Genomic DNA, 26,733 nt, shown 5'->3' with positions numbered 1-26,733 from the left:
TATGGGAAGTCCAGACTAACGCAACAAAATGGAACGTACACGGTCTCACCTTTTCAAGTTGGTGTGTTGTATGGGTTAATACATTTAAGTTGATGGATCATGCAGCCCAGAACGGATATAAATACATTGTTTTTAATGGGAGGGGCTCACTAAAACAGGGACTATTTTAAGCACAGCATAGGCGGGCAGGTTCAACTATATATTGAAATAACTTTGCGCCAGCCCACTGTCTAAGCATACAAAAGCACCGGCTTTATTTATCGCTTTGTATCATATCCCATTGTAATGCAGTACCTTTTTCAATAAATTTATTGGCTCGTTGCGCAAGCACTTGCGGGTAGTGTTTTGGTGCTAAGCCATAGCCAGGTCGGATGCTTCTTACATTATTTTCAGTTATTAATTCACCGGCTTGAATGTCAGTAACAACGTAAAGTGAACGACGGAACACTATATTGTCTCGTTCTGCTTTCGACCTTTGATAGTCTATATTGCCAAGTGCTTGCCAGGCTACATAGCTATTATGGCAAAGCGAGGTAAGTTCGGGCTCTTCAAGAGAAAAACTATCGTCAGGGCCTTGGCCATTGCGATCTAATGTGACGTGTTTTTCAATCATACAAGCGCCTAAGGCTACGGCGGCAATTGCTGTTGTGTTATCTATAGTGTGATCAGATAGCCCTGTCAGAACATTAAACTCTTCAGCAATATTGTGCAATGTCTTTAAATTATAATCACAAGGTTGGGCTGGATAACTACTGACACAATGCAAGATCACAAGTTCACGACAGCCAGCGTTTTTTGCTGTCGCTATAGCTTGTTTTATCTCATTGTAGCTGGCCATCCCAGTTGAGATAATCATAGGTTTCCCTGTTTTAGCAACGTATTCAATTAAGGGTAAATCTATGGCCTCAAATGAGGCTATTTTATATGCTGGGACTCCCAACTCTTCTAATAAATCGACTGCAGTTGTATCAAACGGTGAGCTAAATATAGTGAGCCCGAGTTGTTTGGCTTTTTCAAATAAGGGTTTATGCCAATGCCAAGGCATATGGGCTTGGGTATATAAATCATAAAGAGTGCGTTGATCCCAAAGTCCACCTTGTATTTTAAATTCTGGCTTATTGCATTCAATAGTGATTGTATCTTGTGTGTAAGTCTGCAGCTTTATTGCATTTGCACCACTGCGTTTGGCCATTTCTAAAATTTGCATTGCTCTATTAAGGTCGCCATTATGATTAGCTGACAGTTCGGCAATAATATAAGGTCGCTGGTTGGGCCCTATTTTTGTACCGGCAATGGCTATTTCTGTTGTGTTTTCAGTCATAGGAATCTGCGTATTTTATTTTTAATTTCAGGTTTTATAATCTGCCATCTCGACTTGCAAAGGCTGAGTTTTACAATATCGTGATGTGTTTTACCATCGAAAAAAGCATGCTTATCGGTGTGTTCAATATGAAAACCAAATTTGCCATGCATTTTAATCACTTTGGTATTAAAACCCAATACTTCACAGTTGAGCTGCTGCAGCTTTAACGTATCGAAAGCGTAGTTTAAGGCATTAAACTCCATTATTGATCCACTGCCAGGTTTTGCCTGTGGTGAGGTATAAAAAGCCCAACTGGCATGTGCTTTGGTTTCATCGATTGCTGTAAAACCAATTACCCCAGATTTAATTTGATCAATAATGGCAACAAAATAGGCTTTTGATTGATCGGTTTTAAGTGTGTTAAACCAAACTTGATGTTCGTCTTTGCTAATAATGCGGCTAGTATACATACTTTTTCTTACCTCAGGGGTATTGCGCCACAGTAAGATGTCCTGGAAATAATCATCAATAAGTGGTTGTAAAACAAAATGTTTATTCATTTTTAAGCTGCTCCTTAAGCTCTGATACGATACGTTCTGTACCATGGCCATCAATATTGAGTGATGAATTAAAGCGAATACCGGGCCAACATGAGGTTAAAAACTGCAATTCATTAATATACGTCTGTATGTCGGTATATTGACTCTCACCTAGGTATCGCACCACTTCAAGTTGCGCTAAGTACTGTGAAAGTTTCAACTGGTTTTCAGCTACCGAAACTATTGTGGCTGGAATATTTAAACAAAACCTTTCCCAGTTGCTGACCCCTGAGGCGCCTATCACATAATTTGTTTGCTTTAATTCTAGGGCAAACTTATCAATAAATTTAACGACACTCACATGTGATGGACTGGGTAAGTTTATCAGCTGTTGGTAAGCTTGGTTGGTTTGACCTGTGACAATTTTTAACTGAAAAGGTAGGCTGCTGTATGTACAAGCTGCGTGAAATAACTTTATACACTCTTTGCTTAAGTCATTGCCGCCAAAAAATGCAAGCACTTGATTCTTTTTCTTAATATTCTTATTCATTAAATCTGAAAAGGGTTTATCTAATAAAGCATATTGCGGGCCAAGTAACTTTTTTTGTGAGCAATGGGGATAACGCTGAGGTAAATCAGGCCAAAGATTTTGATCGATAATTAAGTCACTAAAATGTATTCTATTTAGATCATCAATCGCGAGCAGAGTACAGCTAAGTTGCTCTTTCACATATTTTTGCCATTGATAATCAATAGCATAGTGATCAGTAATGACAACATCTGCGTGCTTAACCGCTGCGATAAAATCAATCGCATCGTGTTGCCAACTACGCTGTAGCCAGGCTGCATAATCTGCGCTGTGTTGTGGCGTTACAACAGCAACCTGAGGTAAAGACTGAACATGTATTCCTTGTCTTTTTATGTACTTAATAAGATCCCCGTTCTGTGGACGACACACAAAGGTAACGCTAAAGTGATGTTGTTGTAGTGCTCGCGCTAAAACTAAACAGCGCATAACATGACCTGTACCAATATAAACTGATGCGTCTGTACGAATAAAGACCTTCATAGCATTACCCTATCACTTTAAATAAGGCTTCGGCTATTTCCCAATCTTCAAGTGTATCTATGTCCTGTACACGCTTACGAGGCAAGCGGACAATTTTAGAATGTGCGCTAAATACCGGCTGCTTTGTTTGAAAGGAGTGTGCAGTGCCCCAATAAAATTGCCCAGCATCATGATATATTGTCGGGAGATCTTGTGAGCGCACATTTAGGTTTTCCGGCAAAAACATATTAATATTATTCTTTTTGTCGATTGAAAATGCACGCTGGATCGGAAAAGCAAAGCTGGTGGCACTGAACACATAACTGGCTTGTTCTTGATCTAAAATACTGAGTCCTTGGCGAATATCCTCGGGTAAAATAAAAGGGGCCGTAGCGTAAATACAGCACAATTTTTTGACTTGCCAATGATTTTTATCACACCAATCTATAGCGTGCTTCATAACATCGAGTGTAGTGGCATGGTCATCGCTAATTTCATCAGGACGCATAAAAGGTACTTGGGCTCCATATTTCGTTGCAATTTCAGCTATTTCATTGTCATCAGTTGAAACAATCACGGTATCAAAGCACTCGCTTATAAGCGCTGCTTCAATTGAATAAGCAATAATAGGTTTACCATTAAAAAGTTTAATATTCTTTTTGGGGATCCGTTTACTGCCGCCACGGGCGGGAATGATTGCTATATTCAAAGTTATCTTCTCATGAAACTGTTAATTGTGGTATTACTAGCATAATAAATGAATTACTACCTTACTGTTTATAGCCTTTTTATTATAAGTTAAGTATATAATTTTTATCTATTTTGAGAAGCTTTTTCAGTAGGTAGATATATTGTTTAGGTGTTTTGTTAATATAAGCGGACTACTTTTATTGATTTACTTACAAAATGAAGTTGTTAATTATTTTCATAACGAATAAAGAGTTATTCATAATTGGCTGTTTAGCATAAGTTGTGATCAAAGAAAGTGAGTTATTTTAAGCGAGTGTAGTAGGTTGTTAATTTGTTAAATAAAGTAATTGAAAACGATAGTATTACTTCGATTATCCGAAAAAATGCTGTGCAGGATAAAGTAGCCTTAATTCATGGCGATGAGGAATTAACCTATTCTGACTTATTAGGTTTAGTTGATACCTATGCTGGAAAACTGAGTTATTTAGGTGTACAAAAAAATACAAAAGTTATGACACTCTTACCTAATGGTTTAGCGATGACGGCTATTATGTTAGCTATTGCTGAGATTGGGGCCATACTGATTCCTTTAAATCCTGAATATAAAAGTGACCAAATTCAGCAGGCAGTTCGGGCAAGCTATGCTGAGTTTATACTTCATGAGCAGGAACTGTTATTGGAATGTTCAACTAATAAAGTAGATATAAGGCATTTCGAACAGGTGCCCTATCAAGCATATATTTGTGCTGGTACAGCAGCAAGCATGTATATTCTAACGATGACTTCTGGCTCAACAGGCGAGCCAAAACCGGTATGTTTTTCACAGCAAACCAAAATAAATAGGGCGTTTGCAGCGAAAGAGATATATGGGTTAGATAATAAAGATATAATTCTATGTGGCACCCCTCAATACCATTCTCTAGCTCAAAGGTTAACCTTATTACCTTTACTTATAGGTGGTACATGTCTGTTATTAAAGCAGTTCAGTTCTAGGTCCTGGATAAATGAGATTAAACTTAACAACGTAACCTTCACAATTGCAGTATCTTCACAATTAGTTAATGTGCTTTCATTACTTGAAAAAGAAAAACCAAAACTGAATTCTTTAAAAAGAATAGTTTCTAGTTCAGCCTCAATAGAAAAAGATATTAAGGGGAGGTTGATTAAATTGTTATCTTGTCCTATTCACGAGTGTTATGGAGCTTCTGAGGTGGGAACGGTTACTGATTTTGATGCCAGCAATGAAATACATAAAGTTGCTAGCGTGGGAAAAGTCGTATCACAAGCTGAAGTTATTATTCGTGATGATGATTCTTATCCCGTTAAAAGTAATGAAGTGGGAGAAATAACTGTAAAATCATCTACAGCATTTTTGGGGTACTACGAAAAGCCAGGGCTAACAAAAAAAGCTGTAAAAGATGATTTTTTTTATACCGGTGATTTGGGTTATATAGACGATGATGGCTATTTGTATTTTAAGGGCAGAAAGAAAGAGATTATTATTTCGGGTGGGATTAATATTTATCCTGAGGATATAGAGTCAGTTGTAAATTCTTTTGAAGATGTTGTTGAGTCAGCAGCATTTCCTATACCGTCTTCACATTTTGGGGAGGTTACAGCTGTAGCCTTTGTTGCTAAAACTAAGGTGACAGTTAGAGAGATAAGAAAGTGGTGTTCCAATAACTTAGCAACACATCAAGTGCCAGTATTCTTTATTCAAGTTGAAGAACTGCCTAAAACTGCTTTGGGTAAAATACAAAGAAATCAGTGTCAAAGTATATTTGGCTCGAAATTTGCTGAGAAATTTAGTTTTTTCATTTAGAGGTTTTTATGGACTTATCAGATTATTACTTGTACGGATTTAATAATTATTGTCGAGCTCTACTGCCAAGGCAATTATTAAAAGCACCTCCACTGGCCATAATTGATCAAAATAGCGATGTTGATAATTTTATGGGTATTCCAATATCGAAGCCTGATAACCCTGATATAGATAAAAGTAAACCTGTTTTTAATTGTTTACTGGGGTATCCAAATTTAGAAGAGATACTCAAAGGCTCTGGCTTTCAATGGGTGATTAACACTTATGATGTATTCGGTATACTTAACAATAGTTTATTGGATATGTCAGTGGATGGGCTCAACTATAGAAAAAAACCGAGAGAATCTCAAATTAATAGAGATAAAATAAAAATACTTAGCGGTATGTTAACTGATAGTGAGAGTAAATCAATTGTTCGTCGATTAGTTGAATTTAGGCAATCACCTAGCCAAAGTACTTATATATTTCCAGAGTGCTATGATATGTATTTTCCTCCGAATATTCCCAATTTGTATAAAGAAAAGAAATTACGAGTTATGGACGTTGGTGCTTTTAATGGAGATACATTAGAAGTATTTGCACGTAATTACCGTGATTCTCTTGAATCATATGCTTGTATTGAAGTTAATGATGAAAACATTAAAGGTTTAAAGCTTAATATTGAAGGACTAGGTCTTACTAAGATCACGAAAATCTACAACGGAGCAGTGGGCTTACCTGAAGATGTTGTTTTAGTCCTCAGAGGTAAAAGCTCAGATACACAAGTTATAGCAGTCGATGAAGCAAGCATCTTATTGAATGATAAAGTAGTGAACCGGTTGGACTTCTCAAAGTTATTATTTGAACAGCAACCAAATGTAATTAAAATGGATATTGAAGGGGCTGATTACAAAGCTTTAAGTGAAGCTAGGAGCTTTATTGCCAGTTACTTACCAACTCTTTCTTTATCCGTGTATCATAACCCTGATGATTTATGGGAAATACCTATGCTTATAAATAGTTTTGTTGGGGATGGATATAATTATTACATCAGACATGAAGGCCATTGGGGTTTTGAAACTATTTTTTATGCGGTACCAAAAAAATGAAAGAAACATTACAACAACTAGTCGAACTTTTAGCACAAAGAGCAAACCTTAGTGAAATTGAAGAGGTTGATTACCCTGCATTTCGTTTTTTAGATGCAGGTATAATCGATTCTTTTGGTTTGATGCAGTTTATTATGGAAATAGAAGAAGAGTTTGATATTGAGCTAACACCTGATAACACTCAGTCAGAGGAATTTAGAACATTAGGTGGTTTGGCATTAATTATTGATAGCAAAAAATAATAAGATGAAGAGTAGCTATATAAAAAAAGACATACTTGAAAGTCTTCAAAATTGTGGCATAAAAAAAGGCGATGCTGTATTTGTGACGACCTCGCTTGGAATGTTTGGTTTTTTAGAAAATGCAAAAAGCTTGGATGATATCAATGAAGCTTTTTACTTAAGCTTATGCGAATGTGTAGGAGAAACTGGCAGCATTATTGTGCCTACTTACTCTTACACATTTGGTAAACATACGGTTACGTCACCTGTTATATTTGATACACAAGATATCAAAGCTGAAATTGGACCTTTTCCTGAATTTTTTCGGCATCAAGAGGGCGTTATCAGAAGTGGTGATCCTTTTATGTCGGTTGCAATTAAAGGACCTGCTTCGGCATTAATAGAAAATTTAACCCCTACGTCTTATGGTCACGATTGTTTTTTTGAAAGACTGTTAGGAAATAACGTAATTTGTTTGAATTTAGGTTTAGGGCCTAACTGGACCGCTTTCATCCACTATGCCGATTATTTGGCTAACGTACCATTTAGGTATGACAAGCTTTTTTCTGGACTCTACCACGATTCAAAAAAAATAAAGCAATGGCTTTATAGTGTTCCACTTATTAGTGCTGAAGCAACTGCAAATGCACACTCAGTTGGTTTAGAGGCAGAAGGTGTAGGGATCTGGAATTATGCCACATTGGGTCGAGGAAGAATTTATAAAGCTAGTTATGATGAATACTTTAACTTTGTGATGAATAAGCTTAGAGGAGATAGATGGGCCTTAGCTAAAGGAAGTGATTGCGATGTTAAATTGTTAGAGCTTATGCGTTGTAATATTCCTTATAATGACTTTGCTAAGTTCGGAGCAATAACTTACTTTATAAATGAGTTAGTTACATTGATTTCGGATGAATTAAATTTTGAATTGCTAGAGTTCGACACTGGTTTGAATGCATTCGATCACATAGTGCCTGAGGCATGGTATTGTTCCGATATTTCATTAACTGACTCTCTTGGTCATAATTTACCAATAAATACAAATTCAATTATTCCTTATAGTCAAAGTTTTGAAGGTCAAATCACTGGCTTTAATCTAAAAAATCATATCAATATCACAAGCAAATTTCCTAGATATATAGAGCGTGATTGGGAATTGAAAATAGAACCAAGACTCGTTCAAGAAGATGAGATGTATAGCGTTAAGTTAAGTTGTGGAACTTATTTTTCGCATGCATCAGTTGCGTTTAAAAGAGGATCTTTTAAGTATATTTATGTTATTAATGCTACAGATTTTCATCAGAGCAGAGAACTGTATGAATTAGAGTTAAAAAAATTAAAAGACTCTCCTTTTTGTGTCTTAGTCGTAAGTCATGAGACCGCAATGGTTGCTTGGATTGCCAAGTATCGACAAGCATTAGAATGGAACCAAGAAATCAATTTGCTGTGCGCATCAGAAGACTCTACATGGTGTAGCTGGGATATGTGTGGGTATAACCCAGCTACAAAAGATAGCCTTATTAAACAAAATTATAATTTTAAAATAGTAATAATTTAAACTTTTTAGAAACTATGTTTCGATCTGTTCCCAAGATCCAGAGTCAATAGAGAGTTTGGCAGCTAAGAACAAGTTAAGTCCATGGCTTGCTTGTTCTAACCCAAAAACGTAGTCTTTATTTTTTCTTTCACCAGATTGAAATAATAATAACTCAGTATGAATATCACTATAAAGATTTGAGAAGGCTTCAACGAATCCTGTCGGGTGGCCTGGCTTCATACGGTTATATCTAAATTGGTTAGCATACTGACATTGTCCGGCTCTATCTAAAATTTCTCTGCGGCCGTCGTTGTAGTTTAACTCTAATTCATCAGGGTTTAGTTGAAACCAACGAGCGCTCCCTTTATCTCCATATATTCTGATTTGTAGTCCATTTCGGTGGCCGATAGCTGTTTTTGACATCCACATACTACCCTTTATGTTATCTGGATAATTAAGCAACATATTTACATCATCAATTAAGTTAGGATATTGAGAATGATTAGTAAATTGTGCGATTGTCTCCGTTGGTTCCATTTCAAGTAAGTATGTTGAAAGGTGATGTAAATGCACCCCTAAATCTAGACATATGGTTGGCACTTCAAAATCTTTTAATCGCCAGGCTTGTGGTATCGCTCGTTTACCTGCGACATCAGGAGGCCTACGGAATCCTTCTTGTGGCATTTCAAGATGAATTTTTTGGATGGTGCCAAGAGCATCTTGCTTTATAAGATGTTTCAATTCTCTTACCATAGCATAACCACTATAGTTGTACGTAACGGCTAAAAAGTGTTTATCTTTGTCGTAGTGGTCTTCAATCTCAGCAACTTCAGTTGGGCCGGTAACAAGTGATTTTTCGCAGATAATGGCTAAATTAGCTTTCAGAAGGGTGGTTATTACTTCAATATGATGAGGGGTGGGAGTTAGTATTACAAATGCATCTACATGGTTTTTCTCTTGCTCTACAAGTTCTTCCCACTTGTTATATAAATGCTGTTTTGAAACTCCCCACCTTTGCGCGGTTGCACGATTTTCATCTGGGTCCCTTGAAAAAGCACCTGCAACAACTGCAAACTTGTTATCGAGTTGACTTGCGGCGAAGTGAACATAGCCTACAGCTGAGTTATTGCCACCGCCAATAAAGGCAAGTTTTAATTGTTTATTGTTGTCATTCATAGATATATCTGCCTTTTGATCATAGCCATTCATCGGTAATCAATAGTTTTTCTAAACTAAATTATAGTTTCTAATTTACTGGATTAGTGAGTCTTGAATAATTTACTGTTATTTTTTTTCGTGAGAGACTTACATATTGTTCTATCTCTTAATTGTCTCGGTAACAATTCTATTTACATAATGGTGTGTGGCCAAATTACAATGTGGCTAAAGCAAGCTTCATACTAAACCAATCAATGTATTGATAACAAATTGCTGCTTGTCTGCTATCATTGCCGGATACAAAGGAATAGTTACAGCCTGTTTGTAGTATGTTTCAGCGTTTGGAAAGTCGCCTTTAGAAAAGCCTAGGGTTTGATAGTAGGGCTGTAAATGGATAGGTACATAATGCAGATGAGCCATAATACCTTGTTCACGCATACTTGTAATTACGGATTTATGTTTTGCTATGTCACATTGTGTTAAACGAACAACATATAAATGGTAGCTAGAGTAGCAATCATCAGATTGTGTCAAGTGTAATATGTCTGAGTCTGCAAACGCATGATCGTATGTTTTCGCAATCTCATTTCGCACTTTTACAAAGTTATTTAGTTGCTTTAACTGACTCAGCCCCAAAGCAGCTTGTATATCACTCATTCTATAATTAAAGCCGAGCTCTAATTGTTGATAATACCATGGACCATGACTTGGCTCGGTTATTTCGTCAGGGTGATTAGTAATGCCATGACTGCGTAAGCGTTGCATTTTTTTATAAAGCTTTGCGCAGTTAGTTACTGCCATTCCACCTTCAGCACTTGTAATAATTTTTACCGGGTGAAAGCTAAACACAGTAATATCTGAGAATTCACAACATCCAACAGGTTTGCCCAAATATTTAGCACCAATAGCGTGAGAGGCATCTTCTATTATTTTAAAGTCATATTTATCTGCAAGCAGGTGAATAGCTTGCATGTTGCATGACTGACCTGCTAAATGAACGGGGATAACTACTTTAGGAAGACAGTTATTTTCCTTTGCAGCTTTAAGTTTACTTTCAAGCGCATTAACAGACATATTGCCAGTTTCTAGATCAATATCAACGAAGTCGATAGTTGCCCCGCAATATAAAGCACAATTCGCTGAAGCCACAAATGAAATGGGGGATGTCCACACACTATCATTTTTAGCGACACCTAGTGCTAAGCAAGCAATATGTAATGCTGATGTTGCACTATTTGTGGCGCAAGCATGCTGTGCACCACAATAGTTTGAAATGGCAGATTCAAATTCAGGAACCTTAGGTCCTTGAGTAAGCCAGTCTGATTTCAATACATCGACAACAGCGTCTATATCATCTTGTGAGATTGATTGTTTACCGTATGGGATCATTTAATTTCTTCTTATTAAACTAATGCTTGGATATTGAATTCTTTAATTTCTTTAAGAGTCATATAGTGTGAATTATGCAACGAGTTATACTCAAATCCTTGCTCAACTTTATCACCTTTTTCACCGAGTGCGTTTATAGTAAAGTCATTACTTCGACTGCTAAACTTGATCCCAGGTGCTATAACAAAATGGTCATTGTATTCATAAGTCTCAAAGCATAAATCAGCAGGGCACATTACTTCATGCAATTTTTCACCAGGACGAATACCGATAATTTTAATTGGTAAGTCAGGTGCCATTGCTTTAGCTAAGTCAGTAATACGAATAGAAGGAATCTTAGGAACGAAAACTTCACCGCCTAACATACGGCCAAAGTTAGTTAATACAAAATCTACACCTTGCTGAAGGTTTATCCAAAAACGAGTCATTTCTTCATGGGTGATTGGAATATGATCTCGTTTTTCATTAATGAATTTTTGAAAAAGAGGAACTACAGAGCCACGAGAACAAACAACATTCCCATAACGTACAACAGAGAATGTTGTGCGATTGCCGCCTGCTATATTATTAGCGGCAACAAATAACTTGTCTGATGCCAATTTAGTTGCACCGTATAAATTTATTGGGTTAGCCGCCTTATCTGTAGACAATGCAATTACTTTTTCAACATCATTATCAAGGGCTGCATCAATAACATTTTCAGCTCCGTTAATATTAGTTTTAATACATTCCATCGGATTGTATTCGGCAGCAGGTACCTGCTTTAACGCTGCAGCATGAATAACGTAGTTCACTCCACGCATTGCGCGAATTAACCTGTCTTTATCTCTTACATCGCCAATAAAATAACGCATACAAGGCTGATCGAACTCTTGTTGCATTTCAAATTGCTTAAGCTCATCTCGTGAAAAAATAATTATTTTTTTAGGATTGTAGCGCTCAAGTAGCGTTTTTACGTATTTTTTTCCAAATGAACCAGTACCGCCAGTGATTAAAATTGTTTTATTATTGAACATAGTACTACCCGGGTTATTTATTATTGGCATTTTATTACACGTAATCGTAATTTTTTAATACATATCTCAATACTTTAACTACTAAGCAAGCAAAGTGCCAAGTTAATTTAGTAAAACGGTGATACAAAGTATGGGGTTTGGTAAATCAAGGTACAATTTAATCAGTTAAAACCATAGTGGCTATGATAATACTTTATAGTTACAAGCTAAGACTTTAAATCAAATAAAGCAGAGTGATAATAAATTTATAGTCTAATAAACTATTCGAAAAGTAGATTCTGCTTCAGATGATACAAAGAGAGTTTTTAGAAAATCTATCTTTTTCTATTAACAACCAAAACAATCGATAGGAACTATCTTAAACTACTTTAGCTTTTGGTACTTAATAATTAATTCTTAAGTATGATTGATTTAACTAGTCTGTCTGTTTTTTGGCGTTTATGTCAAAAAACTGCCGCTATCACTTGCATCCATGCTGAACTGGCTTACAATTTAACTAATTATACAAATTAGTGAAAGTACGGCTCGCTAAATATGATCTTGATTTTAGATAATAATAACAACCGCGCAATAGGATTAAATGCTTCACTTGGCTTTATTGGTGAAGCTGCTGAGCTATTAAGCGAAGACTGCTTTGAACAAGAATGCAAAAAATATCAGCAGCAAGAATGCATGATTATTTTAGGAGCATTGCAATCACTTGACCACGAAAGCTTAATTAAACGCTATCCAACATTACCGTTTTTATTAATTGGCGAAACGCTAAAACCACTATTAAGTATAGCTAATGTGGTGGGACTTATCTGTGAGCCATTTAATCACGAAGTGACAACTCAGTTACTTCACGATTGCCAGCAGTATCAGCGTATGCTGCCTAATGAGCATAAGCATACTAAACCACATAAAATCTTTGACGGACTTGTTGGTGAAACAGAGGCCGTAAAAGATGTTCGCTTTTTAATTGAACAAGTGGCAAAAACCGACGCTAATGTTTTAATTTTAGGTGAATCAGGTACTGGTAAAGAAGTGGTTGCCCGTAATGTACACCTGCTTTCAAAGCGTATTAATGGACCGTTTGTACCAGTTAACTGTGGTGCTATTCCGGCAGAACTGCTCGAAAGCGAACTATTTGGCCACGAAAAAGGCGCGTTTACAGGCGCTATATCGGCTCGTAAAGGGCGATTTGAACTAGCTCAAGGTGGAACGCTATTTTTAGATGAAATAGGCGATATGCCACTGCAAATGCAAGTTAAGTTGCTGCGAGTATTGCAAGAGCGTAGCTACGAACGTGTTGGTGGTACAAAGGCTATTCAGGCTGATGTACGCGTTATTGCGGCCACGCATCGTAATCTTGAAACAATGATAAAAGAGGGCAGTTTCAGGGAAGATTTATATTACCGCTTAAATGTATTTCCTATCGAGAACCCATCGCTGAGTGAACGTGCTGATGATATTCCGCTGCTTTTAAAAGAGTTAATGCGCCGTGTTAACGACCAAACAGGTTCTACTGCTAAGTTTACAGAGCGCGCAGTTGAGAGCTTAAAAGAACATGCTTGGCCTGGTAACATCCGTGAGCTTGCTAACTTGGTGGAGCGTATGGTTATTATGTTCCCTGAAAAAGTGGTTGATATTCCCGACTTGCCTAACAAATATCGCTATATTGAAGTTGATGCATATGAACCTCAATATCCAGAGGAATTACTAGAGCGCGATGCATTTAATGATATTTTTAGCACCGATTTTAGTGATTATGATGAGCCTGAGATAGACACTAGGGCTACAGATGCGAGTATCTTACCCGATGATGGTATTAAGCTAAAAGAGTATTTAGCTGAGCTTGAAATTAATTTAATAACCCAGGCGTTGGAGCGATTTGATTACGTTGTTGCTCGCGCAGCAGAAGTACTTGGGGTACGTAGAACAACATTAGTAGAAAAAATGAAAAAATATAATTTATCAAAAGACTAAATATTTGATAATTTTTTTTTAGTGTTATTTTTTAATGTAGGTGTTAATTATTTCTGCCTTTCTAAAGCAGTCATTATTGTGATCGTTTACCATGCCACACGCCTGCATATATGCATAGACGGTGGTTGGGCCTAAAAATTTAAAACCACGTTTTTTCAGATCTTTTGCAAACGCAGTCGATGCCTCTGTAATTGCAGGGGAGCCTTGTTTATTATTTAAATTACTTATAACAGGCTGACCGCCAACAAACTGCCATTGATAATTTGAAAAACTACCGAACTCTTTTTGTATCTCTAAAAACCGTTTAGCATTATTGATGGTGGCAGCAATTTTTAAGCGGTTGCGAACTATCCCCACGAAGTGCATTAGGCGATCGATATCGTGCTCATCCATCGATGCGACTTGGTTAACATCAAACTGATAAAATGCCTCACGGTACCCAGCTCTTTTTTTTAAAATGGTATACCAGCTCAGCCCTGCTTGTGCTGACTCTAAGGTAATAAATTCAAACAGAGTTTGATCGTCACACACAGGTACTCCCCATTCTTCATCGTGGTATGTTACATAGTCTGGTTTGGTTTCATCAAGCCAAGAGCAGCGTTGTTTCATTGTGTTACTTTCTTTAATTAACTCTATCAATACTATAATTCAGACATAAAATAATTTATAGTTTTGTTAAATTATTTTATGTAAAAGGAAGTGGTATTTGTGCATGAATATCAAATAGGAAAAGCAGAGAAAGACGCAGAATATAAATTATTAAACCGGGCTTTTGATGATCTATTTCCTATCTGCAGATCAATTACCGGGTTGGGTATCGAGTCTTCGTTAAATTACTTTAAAAATTTAATGCCACTAACTATTGAACAAGTAAAATCGGGGACTACTGTATTTGATTGGGTCACACCGGCATCTTGGCTCTTTAAACGCGCTCGCTTGTGGGGCCCTAAAGGTAACTTAATCTGTGATACTGAGGTTAATAATTTACATGTTATAAATTATTCTGAGCCAGTAGATAGAGAAATTGACTTTGCTGATTTAAGACCTCATTTATATTCCATCCCTCACTTACCTGATGCAATCCCCTATGTAACCAGCTATTACAAACGAACTTGGGGTTTTTGTTTGGCGCATAATATATTGAAAAGCTTGCCGCAAGGTAAATATAAAGTGCGTATTGAAAGTTCCTTTGATGACGAAGGAGGTGTCCCATTTGGACAATGTTCGTTAGCAGGTCAGAGTAAAAAAGAAATACTTTTAACCAGTTACTTATGTCATCCATCTATGGCAAATAATGAACTCAGTGGACCTTTGGTTTTATTGGGATTATATAATCGTATAAAACACTGGCCAAAAAGACGTTTTACATACCGTTTCTTACTGAACCCAGAAACCATCGGTTCATTGTGTTATTTATATAAATATGGCGATGCTTTAAAAGAAAACTTAGAAGCCGGTTTAATTTTGACCTGTTTAGGTGGACCAAAATCAAAACTACGTTACAAAAAAAGTAAACGAAATGACAGTTTATTCGATAAGTTAGTAAGTGGCGCCTCAAACGAGGAGTGGGACTTTATTGATTTTACGCCCTTAAGTGGTTCAGATGAAAGGCAGTTTTGCGCACCAGGATTTAATTTACCTATGGGCCAAGCAAGTCGTAATAGTTATGGTGAATATGAAGGTTATCATAATTCTTTAGATACAAAAGAGTATATGTCTATTGACTCTCTTATTCGCTCAATTGATGAAATAGAAAAGCTATTAATTAAAGCTGAGTATGGTACTAAAGTGATTAATTTATGCCCTTATGGGGAGCCACAATTAGGAAAAAGGGGGCTTTATCCAACGATGAACTCCTACCAGCATACTCAAGGTTCAAGTGATAATGCATTAGACTCTCGCCAAGAGCTAAACAGTATTTTAACCATTTTAAGTGAAGCCACTGGTGATGTGGATATGCTAGATATTGCAGAAAAGATAGGAATCGATTTAGTTCACTTAATGCCCATTATTGATAAGTTAGAGGGGCATCAATTAATCCAGTTTAACAGCAGTCGAGTTTTATAACGGAACATATTTAGACTTACCTCTTCACATATTGACTTAAAACCAGTTTTAAAATTGCAAAAAAAGCCATTGATACTAAAGCTTTGTTAGATTTTTTTCGCTTTTCCCCAGCAGTTATTACTGATTTCAAAATGAGTGTCATTTTTACGACAGGAAAATTTATTGTAAGCTCTTGATTGATAGGTGTTAATTTTTGGTACGTTTTGTGCATTTAATCTCATGTATTATTTAAATGAGATTTGATTATGGCTCTTGCAAGCGTGTTAAAACCACAGTTTATTTCTGCAAATCAGTATAACCCATGTTTACTTCAAGAGGAGTACATTGGTGAATTAAGCGATCTGCGCAAGCAAGCAAGTTGGCTTTCGCATTTGGTTGATACCATGCCAGCAGGTGTGGTTGTACTTGATGGCAAAGGGTTGATTGCAAAAGCGAATCAAATAGCGATTGATATGCTTGGCGAGCCACTTGAAGGCGAACGCTGGTTTAATGTTATTCAGCGCTCTTTTAGGCCACATCAAGATGATGGCCATGAAGTGTCTTTAAAAGACGGACGCCTAATAAAGCTTGATATTACTGCTTTAGCACCAGAGCCTGGGCAACTTATTTTAATGACGGATTTAACCGAAACCCGTCGCTTACAAAAACGTGTTGCACATATGCAGCGATTAAGCGCGCTGGGTAAAATGGTTGCGTCATTAGCGCATCAAGTACGTACGCCGCTCTCAGCCGCTATGCTGTACGCTGCTAATTTAGGGTCAAAGCGCTTACCCGAAGCATCTCGCGATAACTTTCAAACAAAGTTAATGTCACGTTTAAAAGATTTAGAAACTCAAGTAAACGACATGCTGTTATTTGCTAAAAGTGGCGATCAGCAAGTTGTTGAGCAAGTTTCAATGCAGCAGCTTTTAACAGAAGTTAAAGCGGGCGCTGATGCTATGGTCGCACTTAACGAAAGTGAACTGGATGTAAGCTTACCAGAGCCAGATATACAAATAGTCGGTAATAAAACGGCATTGGCCAGTGCTATTCAAAATCTTGTGCACAATAGTATTCAAGTTATTGGCGGCGGCGCAAAAGTAAAAATAAGTGCACAAAGAGATTTAAAAGATTTAGATATGGTTCGTATTAGTGTGAGCGACAATGGCCCAGGTGTTGATTTAAGCCAAAGCGATAAAATTTTTGAACCATTTTTTACTACAAAAAGTCAGGGCACAGGTTTAGGGCTTGCTGTAGTGAGTTCGGTAGCTAGTGCGCACCAAGGTCGTGTTGATGTGACCAATAATACGCAGGGTGGTGCCTGCTTTAGCTTGTTACTGCCTATTAAGGCAACATCTAAATTAGAGGGATCATTATGAGTAACACTATTTTAGTTGTCGAAGATGACGCTGGGCTTCGTGAAGCCTTAATAGATACCCTTGAAATGTCGGGTATTGAATGTGTTGCAGCCAACAGTGCTGAGCAAGCAATGATACTGCTTAAAAAAGATCAATTTTCGCTTGTTGTAAGCGACGTGCAAATGGGCGCAATGAGTGGCCTTGATTTACTACGCAGTATTAAATTAAACCACCCTGATTTACCTGTATTGATGATGACGGCGTATGCCACAATTGACGATGCGGTAGAAGCCATGCGCCTAGGTGCAATTGACTACATGGCTAAACCATTTGCACCTGAAGTGCTGTTAAATATGGTGAGCCGTTATTTACCTGAAAAAGCAAAAGAAACCGACGGACCTATTGTTGCTGACCCAACTAGTATTCAATTATTGGAGCTTGCGAGTAAAGTAGCACGCTCTGATGCAAGTGTAATGGTACTTGGCCCAAGTGGTTCAGGTAAGGAAGTACTTGCGCGTTATATTCATGATAAGTCGAGCCGATGTAATGATCCATTTGTAGCGATTAACTGCGCGGCTATTCCTGAAAATATGCTCGAAGCCACTTTATTTGGTTACGAAAAAGGGGCTTTTACGGGCGCGATTCAAGCATGCCCGGGTAAGTTTGAGCAAGCACAGGGCGGTACTATTTTACTTGATGAAATTACAGAGATGGACTTAGGGCTACAAGCAAAGCTGTTACGCGTACTGCAAGAGCGTGAAGTAGAGCGTTTAGGGGGTCGTAAAACAATCCAGCTCGATGTACGTATTTTGGCAACCAGTAATCGTGATTTAAAAGAAGCCGTGTCTGAAAATCAGTTTAGAGAAGATTTATATTACAGGCTTAATGTTTTTCCACTAATGTGGCGACCATTGTGCCAACGCCCTGGCGATATTATCGTATTGGCTAAGCATTTAATTGAGCGCCATATAAGTAAAAGCAAAGAGCCTATGGCGTATTTAGATAAAGCTGCCGAGCAAAAGTTACTGGCTCACGCGTGGCCTGGTAATGTGCGCGAGCTTGATAACGTTATACAACGTGCGCTTATACTGCGCACGGGTAACACAATAAACGAGCATGCTATTTTTATCGAAAACTTAGTATCTAATAACTTTGTTATGGAGCCATCATTGGCACCAGCGCAAACAGTATCGCCAACAGAATTAGCTCACGCAGATAAAGGCGTTGATAAAAGCACGCTAAGCTCTGCATATTATGATGAAAAATTGCATGCCGAGGATGAGCCCAAACAAGGTTTACTTGCGGCAGATACCGGTAGCTATAAAGATGAGCTTAAAGACAAAGAGCATCGCATTATTTTAGAAACCCTTGCACGTTGCCAAGGCAAGCGTAAAGACGTTGCCGAAACGTTGGGCATAAGCCCACGAACTTTACGTTATAAACTAGCGCAAATGCGCGATTTAGGTATTTCACTTCCTGCATAACCTCCTATAAACCCTAAGTTTGCGCTGCGAACTTAGGGTTGTCAAAACTCTGACTAACACAAATTAAAGTTAACCTATTGTATTTTAATGATTAATTATTTGGCATGCTTTGTGCTTTATTACTTGTAAGAGTTCACTGCGTGTCAGAGATAAATTATGAAAATTCAAAACAGTGCTGTATTTCAAGAAATGCAATCAATGGCTTTAGAAGCCGGCCGTAATAATCAAATAAATAAATTGCCGACTCAAGTTCAGCCTACTTCTACTTCCCAGTTTGGCGACATGCTAAGTGATGCACTAAATACAGTGCACGGTTTACAGCAAGATGCAGGTCAAAAAGTAAAAGCGGTTGAAATGGGTGATCGAAGTGTATCGCTTGCTGAAGCGATGATTGCTTCTCAAAAATCGTCAGTTGCTTTTGAGGCTACAGTACAGGTTCGTAATAAACTTGTTGAAGCTTATAAAGAAATCATGAACATGCCTGTTTAATTAGGTAGTGGAGAATTATTGTGGCGCAATCTAACCAATCTACAGACCTAGCACTTGCTGGTGGCGGTATTGACCAAAGTGGTGGTGATGATCAACAAGAACAAAAGTCAGGCTACTTAAGTGCTTTAAATGGTGTTGATGTATTGCGCCAAGTAACATTGGTTATAGCATTGGCTATTTGTTTAGCTATCGCGATTTTCATTATTATTTGGGCTCGTCAGCCAGATATGCGCCCATTGGGCAAAATGCAAACTGAAGAGCTGATTCAAACGCTCGACTTTTTAGATGCGCAACAAATTGAATATCAACTAGATGGCAATGTTGTATCGGTTGATGAAAGCGAATACCAAAATATTAAATTGTTAATGACCCGCGAAGGGTTAGAGCAAGGCCCTGCATCTGGCTCTGATATAATTATGCAAGATATGGGCTTTGGTGTAAGCCAACGCTTAGAGCGCGAACGCCTAAAACATGGCCGCGAGCAACAACTTGCCCGCACCATTGAAGAACTTAACAACATTACTCGCGCCAAAGTATTGTTAGCTATTCCTAAAGAAAACGTATTTGCGCGTAGAGAGAAAAAACCATCAGCAACTGTTGTATTAACGCTTAAGCGTGGTCGCTCACTTGACCGTGAAGAAGTAGATTCTGTTGTTGATATGATTGCCTCGGCAGTACAGGGTTTAGAGCCTATGCGAGTTACTGTTACCGATCAAAATGGTCGATTACTAAATTCAGGTTCGCAAAGCTCATTAGCAGCACGCTCTCGTAAAGAATACGACTTAGAGCGTAAGCGCGAACAAGAGTACCTTGAAAAAATAGACAGTATTTTAATACCGGTTGTAGGGCTTGCAAACTATACAGCCCAAGTTGATTTGAGCATGGACTTTAGCTCGATTGAGGAAACTCAAAAGCGTTATAACCCAGACCTACCAGCGGTTAGAAGCGAAACCACATTTGAAGAAAATAACATTGGCGGCCTAGCTGTTGGTATTCCAGGTGCGCTTACAAATCAGCCACCGTTAAATTCGAACATTCCTGAGGTTGCGGGGCAAGGTGGTGCAGGCACAGCTACGTCACCAACACGCAGCCACAAAGAAGCCACACGTAATTATGAACTCGATACTACAATTTCTCATAAGCGCCAGCAAAGTGGTGTAATACGTAGGATAAGCGTATCAGTTGCTGTTGACTACATTGCTAAAGTGGGAGAAAACGGTGAAACAACCATGACTCCACGCTCGGTAGAGGCATTGTCAAATATTCGTCGCTTACTACAAGGTGGTGTAGGTTTTGATATGCAACGTGGTGATGCACTTGAAGTCGTAACAGTGCCGTTTGTACGTGAAGAAACAAATTTAGCAATAGAAGTGCCACTGTGGGAACAAGACTGGTTTATGAAAATAGCCCGCCTTGTATTAGGCGCCTTAGTTATCATTGTATTGATAATGGCAGTAGTAAAACCAATGCTTAAACGCTTAATTTACCCAGACGATACACTAGAAGAATACGACGAAGATGCATTAAGTTCAGGCGTAGATATTGGCGACAACACGCTTGATATGCTAAATAAAGACTTTGATTCTGCTTCGGTTGGTTTCTCAAGTGATGGTACACTGCAGTTACCGGATTTACATGGCGACGAAGATTTACTCAAAGCAATTCGTGCCCTTGTAGCTAACGAACCAGAACTATCATCACAAGTAGTCAAAGCGTGGTTAACAGAAGATGACTGATCAAGAACAAAAACAACTCCCGCCAGCCTTTGATGTTGATAAGCTAGATGGGGTAGATAAAGCCGCTATATTACTTTTGAGTTTATCAGAAGAAGATGCCGCGCAAATCCTTAAACACTTAGAACCTAAACAGGTGCAAAAAGTGGGTATGGCGATGGCTGGGTTACAGGACTTATCACAAGCTAAGATTAGCGCTGTACACAACTTGTTTATAGAACAAATTCAAAGCTTTAGTACCATTGGTTTTCAGTCAGAAGACTTTATTAAAAAAGCGCTTACAGCAGCACTTGGTGAAGATAAAGCCGCTAGCCTTATTGACCAAATTGTTATGGGCTCAGGCGCTAAAGGCTTGGATTCATTAAAATGGATGGACTCTAAGCAGGTAGCAAACATTATTCGTAATGAGCATCCACAAATTCAAACCATTGTATTATCGTACTTAGAGCCCGAGCAGTCTGCTGAGATTATTGCTCAGTTCCCTGAAAAAGTGCGCTTAGATTTAACCATGCGTATTGCAAACCTTGAAGAAGTTCAGCCAGCAGCACTGCAAGAGCTAAACGAAATCATGGAAAAACAATTTGCCGGCCAAGCAGGTGCACAAGCCGCTAAAATGGGGGGCTTAAAAGCTGCTGCAGATATTATGAACTACCTAGATACCAATGTAGAAGGGCAGTTAATGGACTCTATTCGTGAACATGACGAAGAGATGTCGCAGCAAATTCAAGACTTAATGTTTGTGTTTGAAAACTTAATGGATGTTGAAGACCGTGGTATTCAAGCAATCCTACGAGAAGTACAACAAGACGTATTAATGAAAGCAATTAAGGGCACCGACGATGCCCTTAAAGATAAAATACTGGGCAATATGTCTAAACGTGCAGCCGAAATGCTTGCTGATGATTTAGAAGCAATGGCACCGGTGCGTATAAGTGAAGTAGAAGCGGCGCAAAAAGAGATTTTATCAACAGCGCGTCGTTTATCTGACTCAGGTGAAATTCAGCTGGGCGGCGGCGGTGGCGAGGAGTTCCTGTAAACTATGAGCAAACTCAAAGGACGCACACTTCGGGCTGATGAAGCAGATGAATTATTAAAAAACTGGGCTATTCCAGATGTAGCACCAGATGAGAGCAGCTTTGGCAATCGCTCTACGGCTTACGGCACACCGCTTAGTGAGTTGTACAAAAAAGAATTAGCCGAAGAAATGCCTATTGATGAGCCACAAGAACCAGAACTCCCTGCGCTTACCATGGTTGAGCTTGAACGCATTAGACAAGACGCGTACGAAGAAGGCCTTAAACAAGGTCATGAGCAAGGCTACATAGACGGCTTTGAAAAAGGCGTTGGCGAAGGTAAAGAAGCAGGCTACAAAGAAGGCTTAGAGCAAGGTAAAACACAAGGCCTTGAAGATGTAAAACCATTAATTGAAGAGCAGTTAACAAGTTTAAAAGCCATTTTAGAGGGGCTAACTGCACCGCTAGATAAAGTGGACGAACAAGCCGAGAAGCAATTAGTACAACTTGCTAGCATGATAGCGGAAGCTGTTATTTATCAAGAAGTAAAAACATCGCCAGATGTGATTTTACATACGTTAAAGCAAAGTATTGATTCACTTAATGCGGAGCAAGAAAAAGTAAGAATCCATTTAAACCCCGAAGACTTAGAACTCATAAAAGAGAGCTACGGCGAACAAACCATTATTGATAATAACTGGCAATTAATGGCAGAGCCCACTCTTGAGCGCGGTGGCTGTGAAGTTAAAACAGCGCAATCGTCACTCGACATGACCCTTAAAACACGTGTCAAAGAAACGTTGGATAGTTTTTTGCATAATAGTGGTATCTAACTATTTTATTGGCGTGTTATGTCAACTCAACGTGCACCTTTAAGCGAACGCTTATCTCAATATCAACAACATATTAAAACCCCGGCGCCTGCTGTGGCAGGTATCTTAACGCGTGTTGTTGGCCTTACTCTTGAGGCTAGAGGCTTACGTGCACCCGTTGGTAGCCAATGTAAAATAGAAACTATGAACGGCTTTGTAGACGCTGAAATAGTCGGTTTTAACGATCAAACTTTGTACTTAATGCCTAACGACCACATCTCTGGTGTATTACCTGGTGCGCGTGTTATTCCTCAAGTAAATAATTTAGGTTTGCCTGTAGGGATGAGTTTATTAGGCCGCGTGGTGGATGGTTTAGGGCGACCGCTAGATGGCTTAGGTAAAATTAATGCTGAGCATCATTTAAAGTTTGCGCAAAATACTATAAACCCGCTTTCAAGAAGACCAATCACTAAGCCTATGGATGTAGGTGTACGTGCTATTAACTCGGTTATCACAGTAGGGCAAGGCCAGCGTATGGGCTTATTTGCAGGCTCTGGTGTGGGTAAATCAGTACTTCTCGGTATGATGACCCGAGGTAGCGAAGCCGATGTCATTGTTGTTGGCTTAGTGGGGGAGCGTGGCCGCGAAGTAAAAGAATTTATTGAAGAAATACTCGGTGTAGAAGGGCGCAAACGTTCAGTTGTTGTCGCAGCGCCTGCTGATTCATCACCACTTATGCGTTTAAAAGGCTGTGAGAGCGCCGTAACTATTGCAGAGTATTTTAGAGATCAGGGTTTAAACGTATTATTGTTACTCGATTCGGTAACACGTTATGCAATGGCACAACGTGAAATTGCACTTGCTGTTGGCGAGCCGCCCGCTACAAAGGGTTATCCGCCTTCGGTGTTTGCTAAATTACCTGCGCTGGTGGAGCGTGCTGGTAATGGCGGTGAAGGGCAAGGTTCAATTACTGGCTTTTTTACGGTGTTGAGTGAAGGCGATGATATGCAAGACCCTATTGCTGATGCAGCGCGAGCTATATTAGATGGCCACATTGTACTATCGCGTGATTTAGCTGACAGTGGGCACTATCCTGCTATAGATATAGAAAAGTCGATTTCGCGTGTTATGCCTCAAGTTGTTTCTGAGCCGCATATGCAACAAGCCCGAGTGCTTAAACAAGTGTATTCAATGTATCAACAAAACAAAGACATGATTACGTTAGGCGCTTATCAAAAAGGGACCGATCAAATGCTCGACCAAGCTATAAATATGATGCCAAGAGTGAATGCATTTTTACAACAAGGTATGCGAGATGTCATTAGTTACGATGATGGTCTGCAAGGTCTTGCTCAGTTACTAGGACAAGCATAATGGCTAAAAACAAACTCGATTTATTGCTCAAAATTGAAAATGATAAAGAAGAAAATTTGCGCATGAGTTACTTACAAGCTAATCAAAACTTGCAATCGAATCAACAAAAGTTACAAGGTTTAAACAATTTTAGACTTGAATACTCTCAGCAGTTACACCTAAAAGGTAAGTCGGGTTTATCTAGTGCAGGGTTTGGTCAGTACCATGCTTTTATAGCTAAAATTGAAGAGGCAATTCGCCAACAAGCAAGTACCGTAAATACCGCTAAGCAAGTTGTTACTCAACGCAAAACTCTATGGCTTAAGCAGCAAATTAAAGCTAAAGCAGTTGCCAAATTAATCGAAAATCAAAAACTTAAAGCAAATGCGTTAATGGCAAAAAATGAGCAAAAAATGTTAGATGAGTTTTCAGCTAATCAGTTTTTTCAACGTCGTAAAGCTTTGTAATTCAGGCACGTTAATTGCTTTGTTACTTAGTGGAATTCAACTTTTGGCGGTATGCGGTGGCATATTGCCGTAATGGTATTAGGTGATTTATGGCGATGAATAACATTTCGTTTTTAGTTTCTTCTGAAAAAGATTCACTGTTAGCTTTTAAAGACAATAGCTTAGCTAATGGCGAAGAAAATTTAGGCGATGAATTTTTAAGTCAGCTAAACGAAGCGCATAACTCTATGGAGCCATTGCTTAAAGGCAATAAAAATCCCGATGCCGAAAATTCGATTGCCATACCTAAGCATAAACAGCCAGAAGAAAATGAAAATCTGAGCGTAAAGCTAGATGAAGTAACAACAGACGAAGTTACTTTTGTGTCTGTTGAGATGCTTGATCAAATTAATTCAGCACAAGCAATGAGCACTTCGGTCAATAAGCCGTTCGATGCAACTAACAGTTTAGAATCAGAAAATGCAGAGCTAGAAGCTACACAAGCAGAGAATACCGAAATAGAAAACACAGAAATAGAGAATTCAGAATTACAAAGCACACCAATAATTGCATCCACTAATACAAGTGATGAAGTATCGGCTAAAGAAGCGAATACAGCCAGTGTAGTGCAAAATCCAATTGCCACTAATGTAGACTCTAAAACGGCTAAATTAACTGATTCAAAAAGCGATAACTTTAGCTCACCATCTTTGAATTCGTTACCATTAAATGAAGGCAAGCATCGTAAAAGTGGTGTTGCTGAAGCTATTGAAGGGCCATTAAATTCTATAAATAAAAAGCCCGATGACAGCATTGGCCCTATATTAGAAAAACCTGAAGTTGCCTCAACCTTAATGAGTTCTAAAGAGCAAATAGGACAAAATAAGTCTGCTGATGAAAATAATATAGTTTTGCCAACACTCACCGACAAAGCGGGCGTTACTCAGTCTTCTTCAGCCGCAACTGAAGCTGATAATAATGCAGCAATAGATACGTTAATGACTAAAGATGCGAGCTTAATTAAAGCTAATGATGTTATTGCTAGTTTAACGCCTGAGCAGCGCTCACAACTTAACGCGCAAGTTAAGGTATTAGAAAATACTGATTCAACCAGTAACGCAACTAGTAGCACTTCAAATCTTAAGCAAATGCTTGCGCAATTTATTACTGATAACGAAAAAACGCAGAGCACGAGCACAAAACAATCTTTTAGCGCAGAAATCAATTCACTTAATACAACTGAAAAACAAAGCTTATTAACGCAATTAAACGCTTATATTAAAACAGAGCAGCCTAAAGGCGAGCAATTGGCAGTGCTTAAGCAAACAGTTAATGAATTAAAAGCTTCAATTGAAATAGGACTTGCCGATACCGCTAAGACAGACTCAAAAACGTTTGTAGCGTCAGAAACTCCTAACACAGTATATAATCCACAAAAGTTAAGCTTAAAGACATCAACAAACGAAGAGGCTGATTTAAATAAAGCCGTAACAACCTCAACTAAGCGTGATGATTTATTAAAATCACTTGAAGAATTACAAAAAGATGGCCTTAAAAAAATAACTGCAGAACAAACACCTGCACGCGTAGCACAAATATTTACGCAAATTACAGCTGCTTTAAATACTCAGCAAGTGAGCACATTAAGCCAATACGACTCATTAAGTTATGAGCAGAGCTTACTTGATACCCAAATAATACAAACTCAACAATTACAAAGTACATCGCAAGTTAAGCAAGTAAGTATTGATCCTGGTGTAATGCAGGCAATTAATATTGTTAAAAGTGATGCAGCTAAATTACTGCAAGAGCGCGTTAGTTCAATGTTGAGCATTAATAACAAAGAAGCAGAAATTCGCCTAGATCCTCCCGAAATGGGCAGTATGCAAATACGTATTCGTAGCGATGCAGAACAAGCACATATAAACTTTGTAGTACAAAACCAGCAAGCCAAAGAAGCGCTTGAGCAATCAATGCCGCGCTTACGTGAAATGTTAGCGCAACAAGGTTTAGAGCTTGGTGAAAGTACTATTTCTTATGGGCAATCAGGTGGTGAAACTGCCGAGCAAAGTGAGAGTGGACCCCAAGGTAATATGGCTAATAATAAGTCAGTTAATGATGAAAACGACGAGCAAGCAAATAACACTGCACAAAGTTCTCGACAACAAACTTCATCATCAATAGATTACTATGCCTAAGTGCTGCTATTATAATAACTAA

Annotated in this window: 23 protein-coding genes; 15 read left to right on the top strand and 8 right to left on the bottom strand. The window is 38.4% G+C overall.

Going from position 1 to position 26,733, the window contains the following annotated elements:
- Positions 1 to 253 precede the first annotated feature (253 nt).
- From pseI to pseF, 4 genes are read right to left on the bottom strand one after another with little or no spacing between them, the layout of a single operon-like run.
- Entirely contained in the window at positions 254 to 1,321 is a 1,068-nt protein-coding gene (gene pseI / locus I6F43_RS03465) for a pseudaminic acid synthase (protein ID WP_197101018.1), read from the bottom strand.
- Positions 1,318 to 1,863, bottom strand: a complete 546-nt coding sequence (pseH, locus tag I6F43_RS03460) for a UDP-4-amino-4,6-dideoxy-N-acetyl-beta-L-altrosamine N-acetyltransferase (RefSeq protein WP_197101009.1) — start codon at positions 1,861 to 1,863, stop codon at positions 1,318 to 1,320. Before pseH ends, pseI begins: the two co-directional genes overlap by 4 nt.
- Complete coding sequence (gene pseG, locus I6F43_RS03455; protein WP_197101005.1) at positions 1,856 to 2,911, bottom strand: UDP-2,4-diacetamido-2,4,6-trideoxy-beta-L-altropyranose hydrolase; 1,056 nt, start codon at positions 2,909 to 2,911, stop codon at positions 1,856 to 1,858. The genes pseH and pseG overlap by 8 nt, the downstream gene beginning before the upstream one ends.
- A 4-nt stretch (positions 2,912 to 2,915) precedes the next feature.
- Positions 2,916 to 3,599 carry a pseudaminic acid cytidylyltransferase gene (gene pseF / locus I6F43_RS03450; RefSeq protein WP_197100996.1) on the bottom strand — a complete coding sequence of 228 codons (684 nt, stop codon included), beginning with the start codon at positions 3,597 to 3,599 and terminating at the stop codon, positions 2,916 to 2,918.
- A 312-nt stretch (positions 3,600 to 3,911) separates the two neighbouring features.
- On the opposite strand from pseF, the gene I6F43_RS03445 reads away from it, so the two are divergent.
- Genes I6F43_RS03445 through I6F43_RS03430 form a run of 4 tightly spaced genes read left to right on the top strand, consistent with a single transcriptional unit; the run spans position 3,912 to position 8,269 of the window.
- Entirely contained in the window at positions 3,912 to 5,402 is a 1,491-nt protein-coding gene (locus tag I6F43_RS03445) for a class I adenylate-forming enzyme family protein (RefSeq protein ID WP_197100994.1), read from the top strand.
- Positions 5,403 to 5,410: 8 nt separating this feature from the next.
- Entirely contained in the window at positions 5,411 to 6,490 is a 1,080-nt protein-coding gene (locus I6F43_RS03440; protein WP_197100992.1) for an FkbM family methyltransferase, read from the top strand.
- Positions 6,487 to 6,732, top strand: coding sequence for an acyl carrier protein (locus I6F43_RS03435; protein ID WP_197100990.1), 246 nt, complete (start codon positions 6,487 to 6,489; stop codon positions 6,730 to 6,732). Before I6F43_RS03440 ends, I6F43_RS03435 begins: the two co-directional genes overlap by 4 nt.
- A complete protein-coding gene (locus tag I6F43_RS03430; protein ID WP_197100988.1) occupies positions 6,716 to 8,269 on the top strand; it encodes an AAC(3) family N-acetyltransferase in 1,554 nt (517 codons plus the stop codon). The genes I6F43_RS03435 and I6F43_RS03430 overlap by 17 nt, the downstream gene beginning before the upstream one ends.
- A gap of 12 nt (positions 8,270 to 8,281) precedes the next feature.
- Here the strand turns inward: I6F43_RS03430 and I6F43_RS03425 are convergent, their stop codons facing one another.
- From I6F43_RS03425 to pseB, 3 genes are all read right to left on the bottom strand, one after another.
- On the bottom strand, positions 8,282 to 9,457 hold the full coding sequence (locus tag I6F43_RS03425) for a Gfo/Idh/MocA family protein (protein WP_231614018.1): 1,176 nt from the start codon (positions 9,455 to 9,457) through the stop codon (positions 8,282 to 8,284).
- A 186-nt stretch (positions 9,458 to 9,643) separates the two neighbouring features.
- A complete protein-coding gene (pseC, locus tag I6F43_RS03420) occupies positions 9,644 to 10,795 on the bottom strand; it encodes a UDP-4-amino-4,6-dideoxy-N-acetyl-beta-L-altrosamine transaminase (protein WP_197100978.1) in 1,152 nt (383 codons plus the stop codon).
- Between the two features lie 14 nt (positions 10,796 to 10,809).
- The gene (pseB, locus tag I6F43_RS03415; RefSeq protein ID WP_197100969.1) at positions 10,810 to 11,811 is read right to left on the bottom strand and encodes a UDP-N-acetylglucosamine 4,6-dehydratase (inverting); all 1,002 of its coding nucleotides are present in this window, start codon (positions 11,809 to 11,811) and stop codon (positions 10,810 to 10,812) included.
- A 534-nt stretch (positions 11,812 to 12,345) separates the two neighbouring features.
- Here pseB and I6F43_RS03410 point away from each other — a divergent pair.
- Positions 12,346 to 13,779, top strand: a complete 1,434-nt coding sequence (locus I6F43_RS03410; protein WP_197100961.1) for a sigma-54 dependent transcriptional regulator — start codon at positions 12,346 to 12,348, stop codon at positions 13,777 to 13,779.
- Between the two features lie 24 nt (positions 13,780 to 13,803).
- On the opposite strand, the gene I6F43_RS03405 is transcribed toward I6F43_RS03410, so the two are convergent.
- Positions 13,804 to 14,388, bottom strand: coding sequence for a DNA-3-methyladenine glycosylase I (locus tag I6F43_RS03405; RefSeq protein WP_182748754.1), 585 nt, complete (start codon positions 14,386 to 14,388; stop codon positions 13,804 to 13,806).
- Positions 14,389 to 14,487: 99 nt separating this feature from the next.
- Between I6F43_RS03405 and I6F43_RS03400 the strand changes: the two genes are divergently transcribed.
- The 10 genes from I6F43_RS03400 (at position 14,488) to I6F43_RS03355 (ending at position 26,711) form a co-directional block, all read left to right on the top strand.
- A complete protein-coding gene (locus I6F43_RS03400) occupies positions 14,488 to 15,846 on the top strand; it encodes a DUF4910 domain-containing protein (protein ID WP_197100959.1) in 1,359 nt (452 codons plus the stop codon).
- Positions 15,847 to 16,091: 245 nt separating this feature from the next.
- Entirely contained in the window at positions 16,092 to 17,204 is a 1,113-nt protein-coding gene (locus I6F43_RS03395) for a sensor histidine kinase (protein ID WP_197100957.1), read from the top strand.
- Positions 17,201 to 18,667: a sigma-54-dependent transcriptional regulator gene (locus I6F43_RS03390; protein ID WP_197100956.1), complete on the top strand. Its 1,467-nt coding sequence runs from the start codon at positions 17,201 to 17,203 to the stop codon at positions 18,665 to 18,667. The genes I6F43_RS03395 and I6F43_RS03390 overlap by 4 nt, the downstream gene beginning before the upstream one ends.
- Before the next feature lie 156 nt (positions 18,668 to 18,823).
- Positions 18,824 to 19,156 carry a flagellar hook-basal body complex protein FliE gene (gene fliE / locus I6F43_RS03385; protein WP_008168784.1) on the top strand — a complete coding sequence of 111 codons (333 nt, stop codon included), beginning with the start codon at positions 18,824 to 18,826 and terminating at the stop codon, positions 19,154 to 19,156.
- Between the two features lie 20 nt (positions 19,157 to 19,176).
- Positions 19,177 to 20,892 (top strand): flagellar basal-body MS-ring/collar protein FliF, encoded by a 1,716-nt coding sequence (gene fliF, locus I6F43_RS03380; RefSeq protein WP_007581880.1) that lies wholly within the window; start codon positions 19,177 to 19,179, stop codon positions 20,890 to 20,892.
- Entirely contained in the window at positions 20,885 to 21,925 is a 1,041-nt protein-coding gene (gene fliG / locus I6F43_RS03375; RefSeq protein ID WP_007581881.1) for a flagellar motor switch protein FliG, read from the top strand. The genes fliF and fliG overlap by 8 nt, the downstream gene beginning before the upstream one ends.
- Before the next feature lie 3 nt (positions 21,926 to 21,928).
- Positions 21,929 to 22,735: a flagellar assembly protein FliH gene (gene fliH / locus I6F43_RS03370; protein WP_197100954.1), complete on the top strand. Its 807-nt coding sequence runs from the start codon at positions 21,929 to 21,931 to the stop codon at positions 22,733 to 22,735.
- A gap of 18 nt (positions 22,736 to 22,753) precedes the next feature.
- On the top strand, positions 22,754 to 24,088 hold the full coding sequence (gene fliI, locus I6F43_RS03365; RefSeq protein WP_024589949.1) for a flagellar protein export ATPase FliI: 1,335 nt from the start codon (positions 22,754 to 22,756) through the stop codon (positions 24,086 to 24,088).
- Positions 24,088 to 24,534 carry a flagellar export protein FliJ gene (fliJ, locus tag I6F43_RS03360; RefSeq protein ID WP_024589948.1) on the top strand — a complete coding sequence of 149 codons (447 nt, stop codon included), beginning with the start codon at positions 24,088 to 24,090 and terminating at the stop codon, positions 24,532 to 24,534. Before fliI ends, fliJ begins: the two co-directional genes overlap by 1 nt.
- A gap of 89 nt (positions 24,535 to 24,623) precedes the next feature.
- Positions 24,624 to 26,711, top strand: a complete 2,088-nt coding sequence (locus I6F43_RS03355; RefSeq protein WP_197100952.1) for a flagellar hook-length control protein FliK — start codon at positions 24,624 to 24,626, stop codon at positions 26,709 to 26,711.
- Positions 26,712 to 26,733 lie beyond the last annotated feature (22 nt).

It is taken from the genome of Pseudoalteromonas sp. NZS71_1, assembly GCF_015864305.1.
GTDB lineage: Bacteria > Pseudomonadota > Gammaproteobacteria > Enterobacterales > Alteromonadaceae > Pseudoalteromonas > Pseudoalteromonas arctica.
This window is presented reverse-complemented; position numbering and strand designations above follow the sequence as displayed.

What these genes read in the sequence shown, in the direction of transcription:
- I6F43_RS03395 (WP_197100957.1), top strand. Translation starts at nt 16,092, where the DNA reads ATGGCTCTTGCAAGCGTGTTAAAACCACAGTTTATTTCTGCAAATCAG.
- pseB (WP_197100969.1), bottom strand. Translation starts at nt 11,811, where the DNA reads ATGTTCAATAATAAAACAATTTTAATCACTGGCGGTACTGGTTCATTT.
- fliG (WP_007581881.1), top strand. Translation starts at nt 20,885, where the DNA reads ATGACTGATCAAGAACAAAAACAACTCCCGCCAGCCTTTGATGTTGAT.
- I6F43_RS03435 (WP_197100990.1), top strand. Translation starts at nt 6,487, where the DNA reads ATGAAAGAAACATTACAACAACTAGTCGAACTTTTAGCACAAAGAGCA.
- I6F43_RS03390 (WP_197100956.1), top strand. Translation starts at nt 17,201, where the DNA reads ATGAGTAACACTATTTTAGTTGTCGAAGATGACGCTGGGCTTCGTGAA.
- fliH (WP_197100954.1), top strand. Translation starts at nt 21,929, where the DNA reads ATGAGCAAACTCAAAGGACGCACACTTCGGGCTGATGAAGCAGATGAA.
- pseC (WP_197100978.1), bottom strand. Translation starts at nt 10,795, where the DNA reads ATGATCCCATACGGTAAACAATCAATCTCACAAGATGATATAGACGCT.
- I6F43_RS03405 (WP_182748754.1), bottom strand. Translation starts at nt 14,388, where the DNA reads ATGAAACAACGCTGCTCTTGGCTTGATGAAACCAAACCAGACTATGTA.
- fliE (WP_008168784.1), top strand. Translation starts at nt 18,824, where the DNA reads ATGAAAATTCAAAACAGTGCTGTATTTCAAGAAATGCAATCAATGGCT.
- I6F43_RS03425 (WP_231614018.1), bottom strand. Translation starts at nt 9,457, where the DNA reads ATGAATGGCTATGATCAAAAGGCAGATATATCTATGAATGACAACAAT.
- pseG (WP_197101005.1), bottom strand. Translation starts at nt 2,911, where the DNA reads ATGAAGGTCTTTATTCGTACAGACGCATCAGTTTATATTGGTACAGGT.
- I6F43_RS03410 (WP_197100961.1), top strand. Translation starts at nt 12,346, where the DNA reads ATGATCTTGATTTTAGATAATAATAACAACCGCGCAATAGGATTAAAT.
- fliI (WP_024589949.1), top strand. Translation starts at nt 22,754, where the DNA reads ATGTCAACTCAACGTGCACCTTTAAGCGAACGCTTATCTCAATATCAA.
- pseH (WP_197101009.1), bottom strand. Translation starts at nt 1,863, where the DNA reads ATGAATAAACATTTTGTTTTACAACCACTTATTGATGATTATTTCCAG.
- I6F43_RS03355 (WP_197100952.1), top strand. Translation starts at nt 24,624, where the DNA reads ATGGCGATGAATAACATTTCGTTTTTAGTTTCTTCTGAAAAAGATTCA.
- fliJ (WP_024589948.1), top strand. Translation starts at nt 24,088, where the DNA reads ATGGCTAAAAACAAACTCGATTTATTGCTCAAAATTGAAAATGATAAA.
- pseI (WP_197101018.1), bottom strand. Translation starts at nt 1,321, where the DNA reads ATGACTGAAAACACAACAGAAATAGCCATTGCCGGTACAAAAATAGGG.
- I6F43_RS03440 (WP_197100992.1), top strand. Translation starts at nt 5,411, where the DNA reads ATGGACTTATCAGATTATTACTTGTACGGATTTAATAATTATTGTCGA.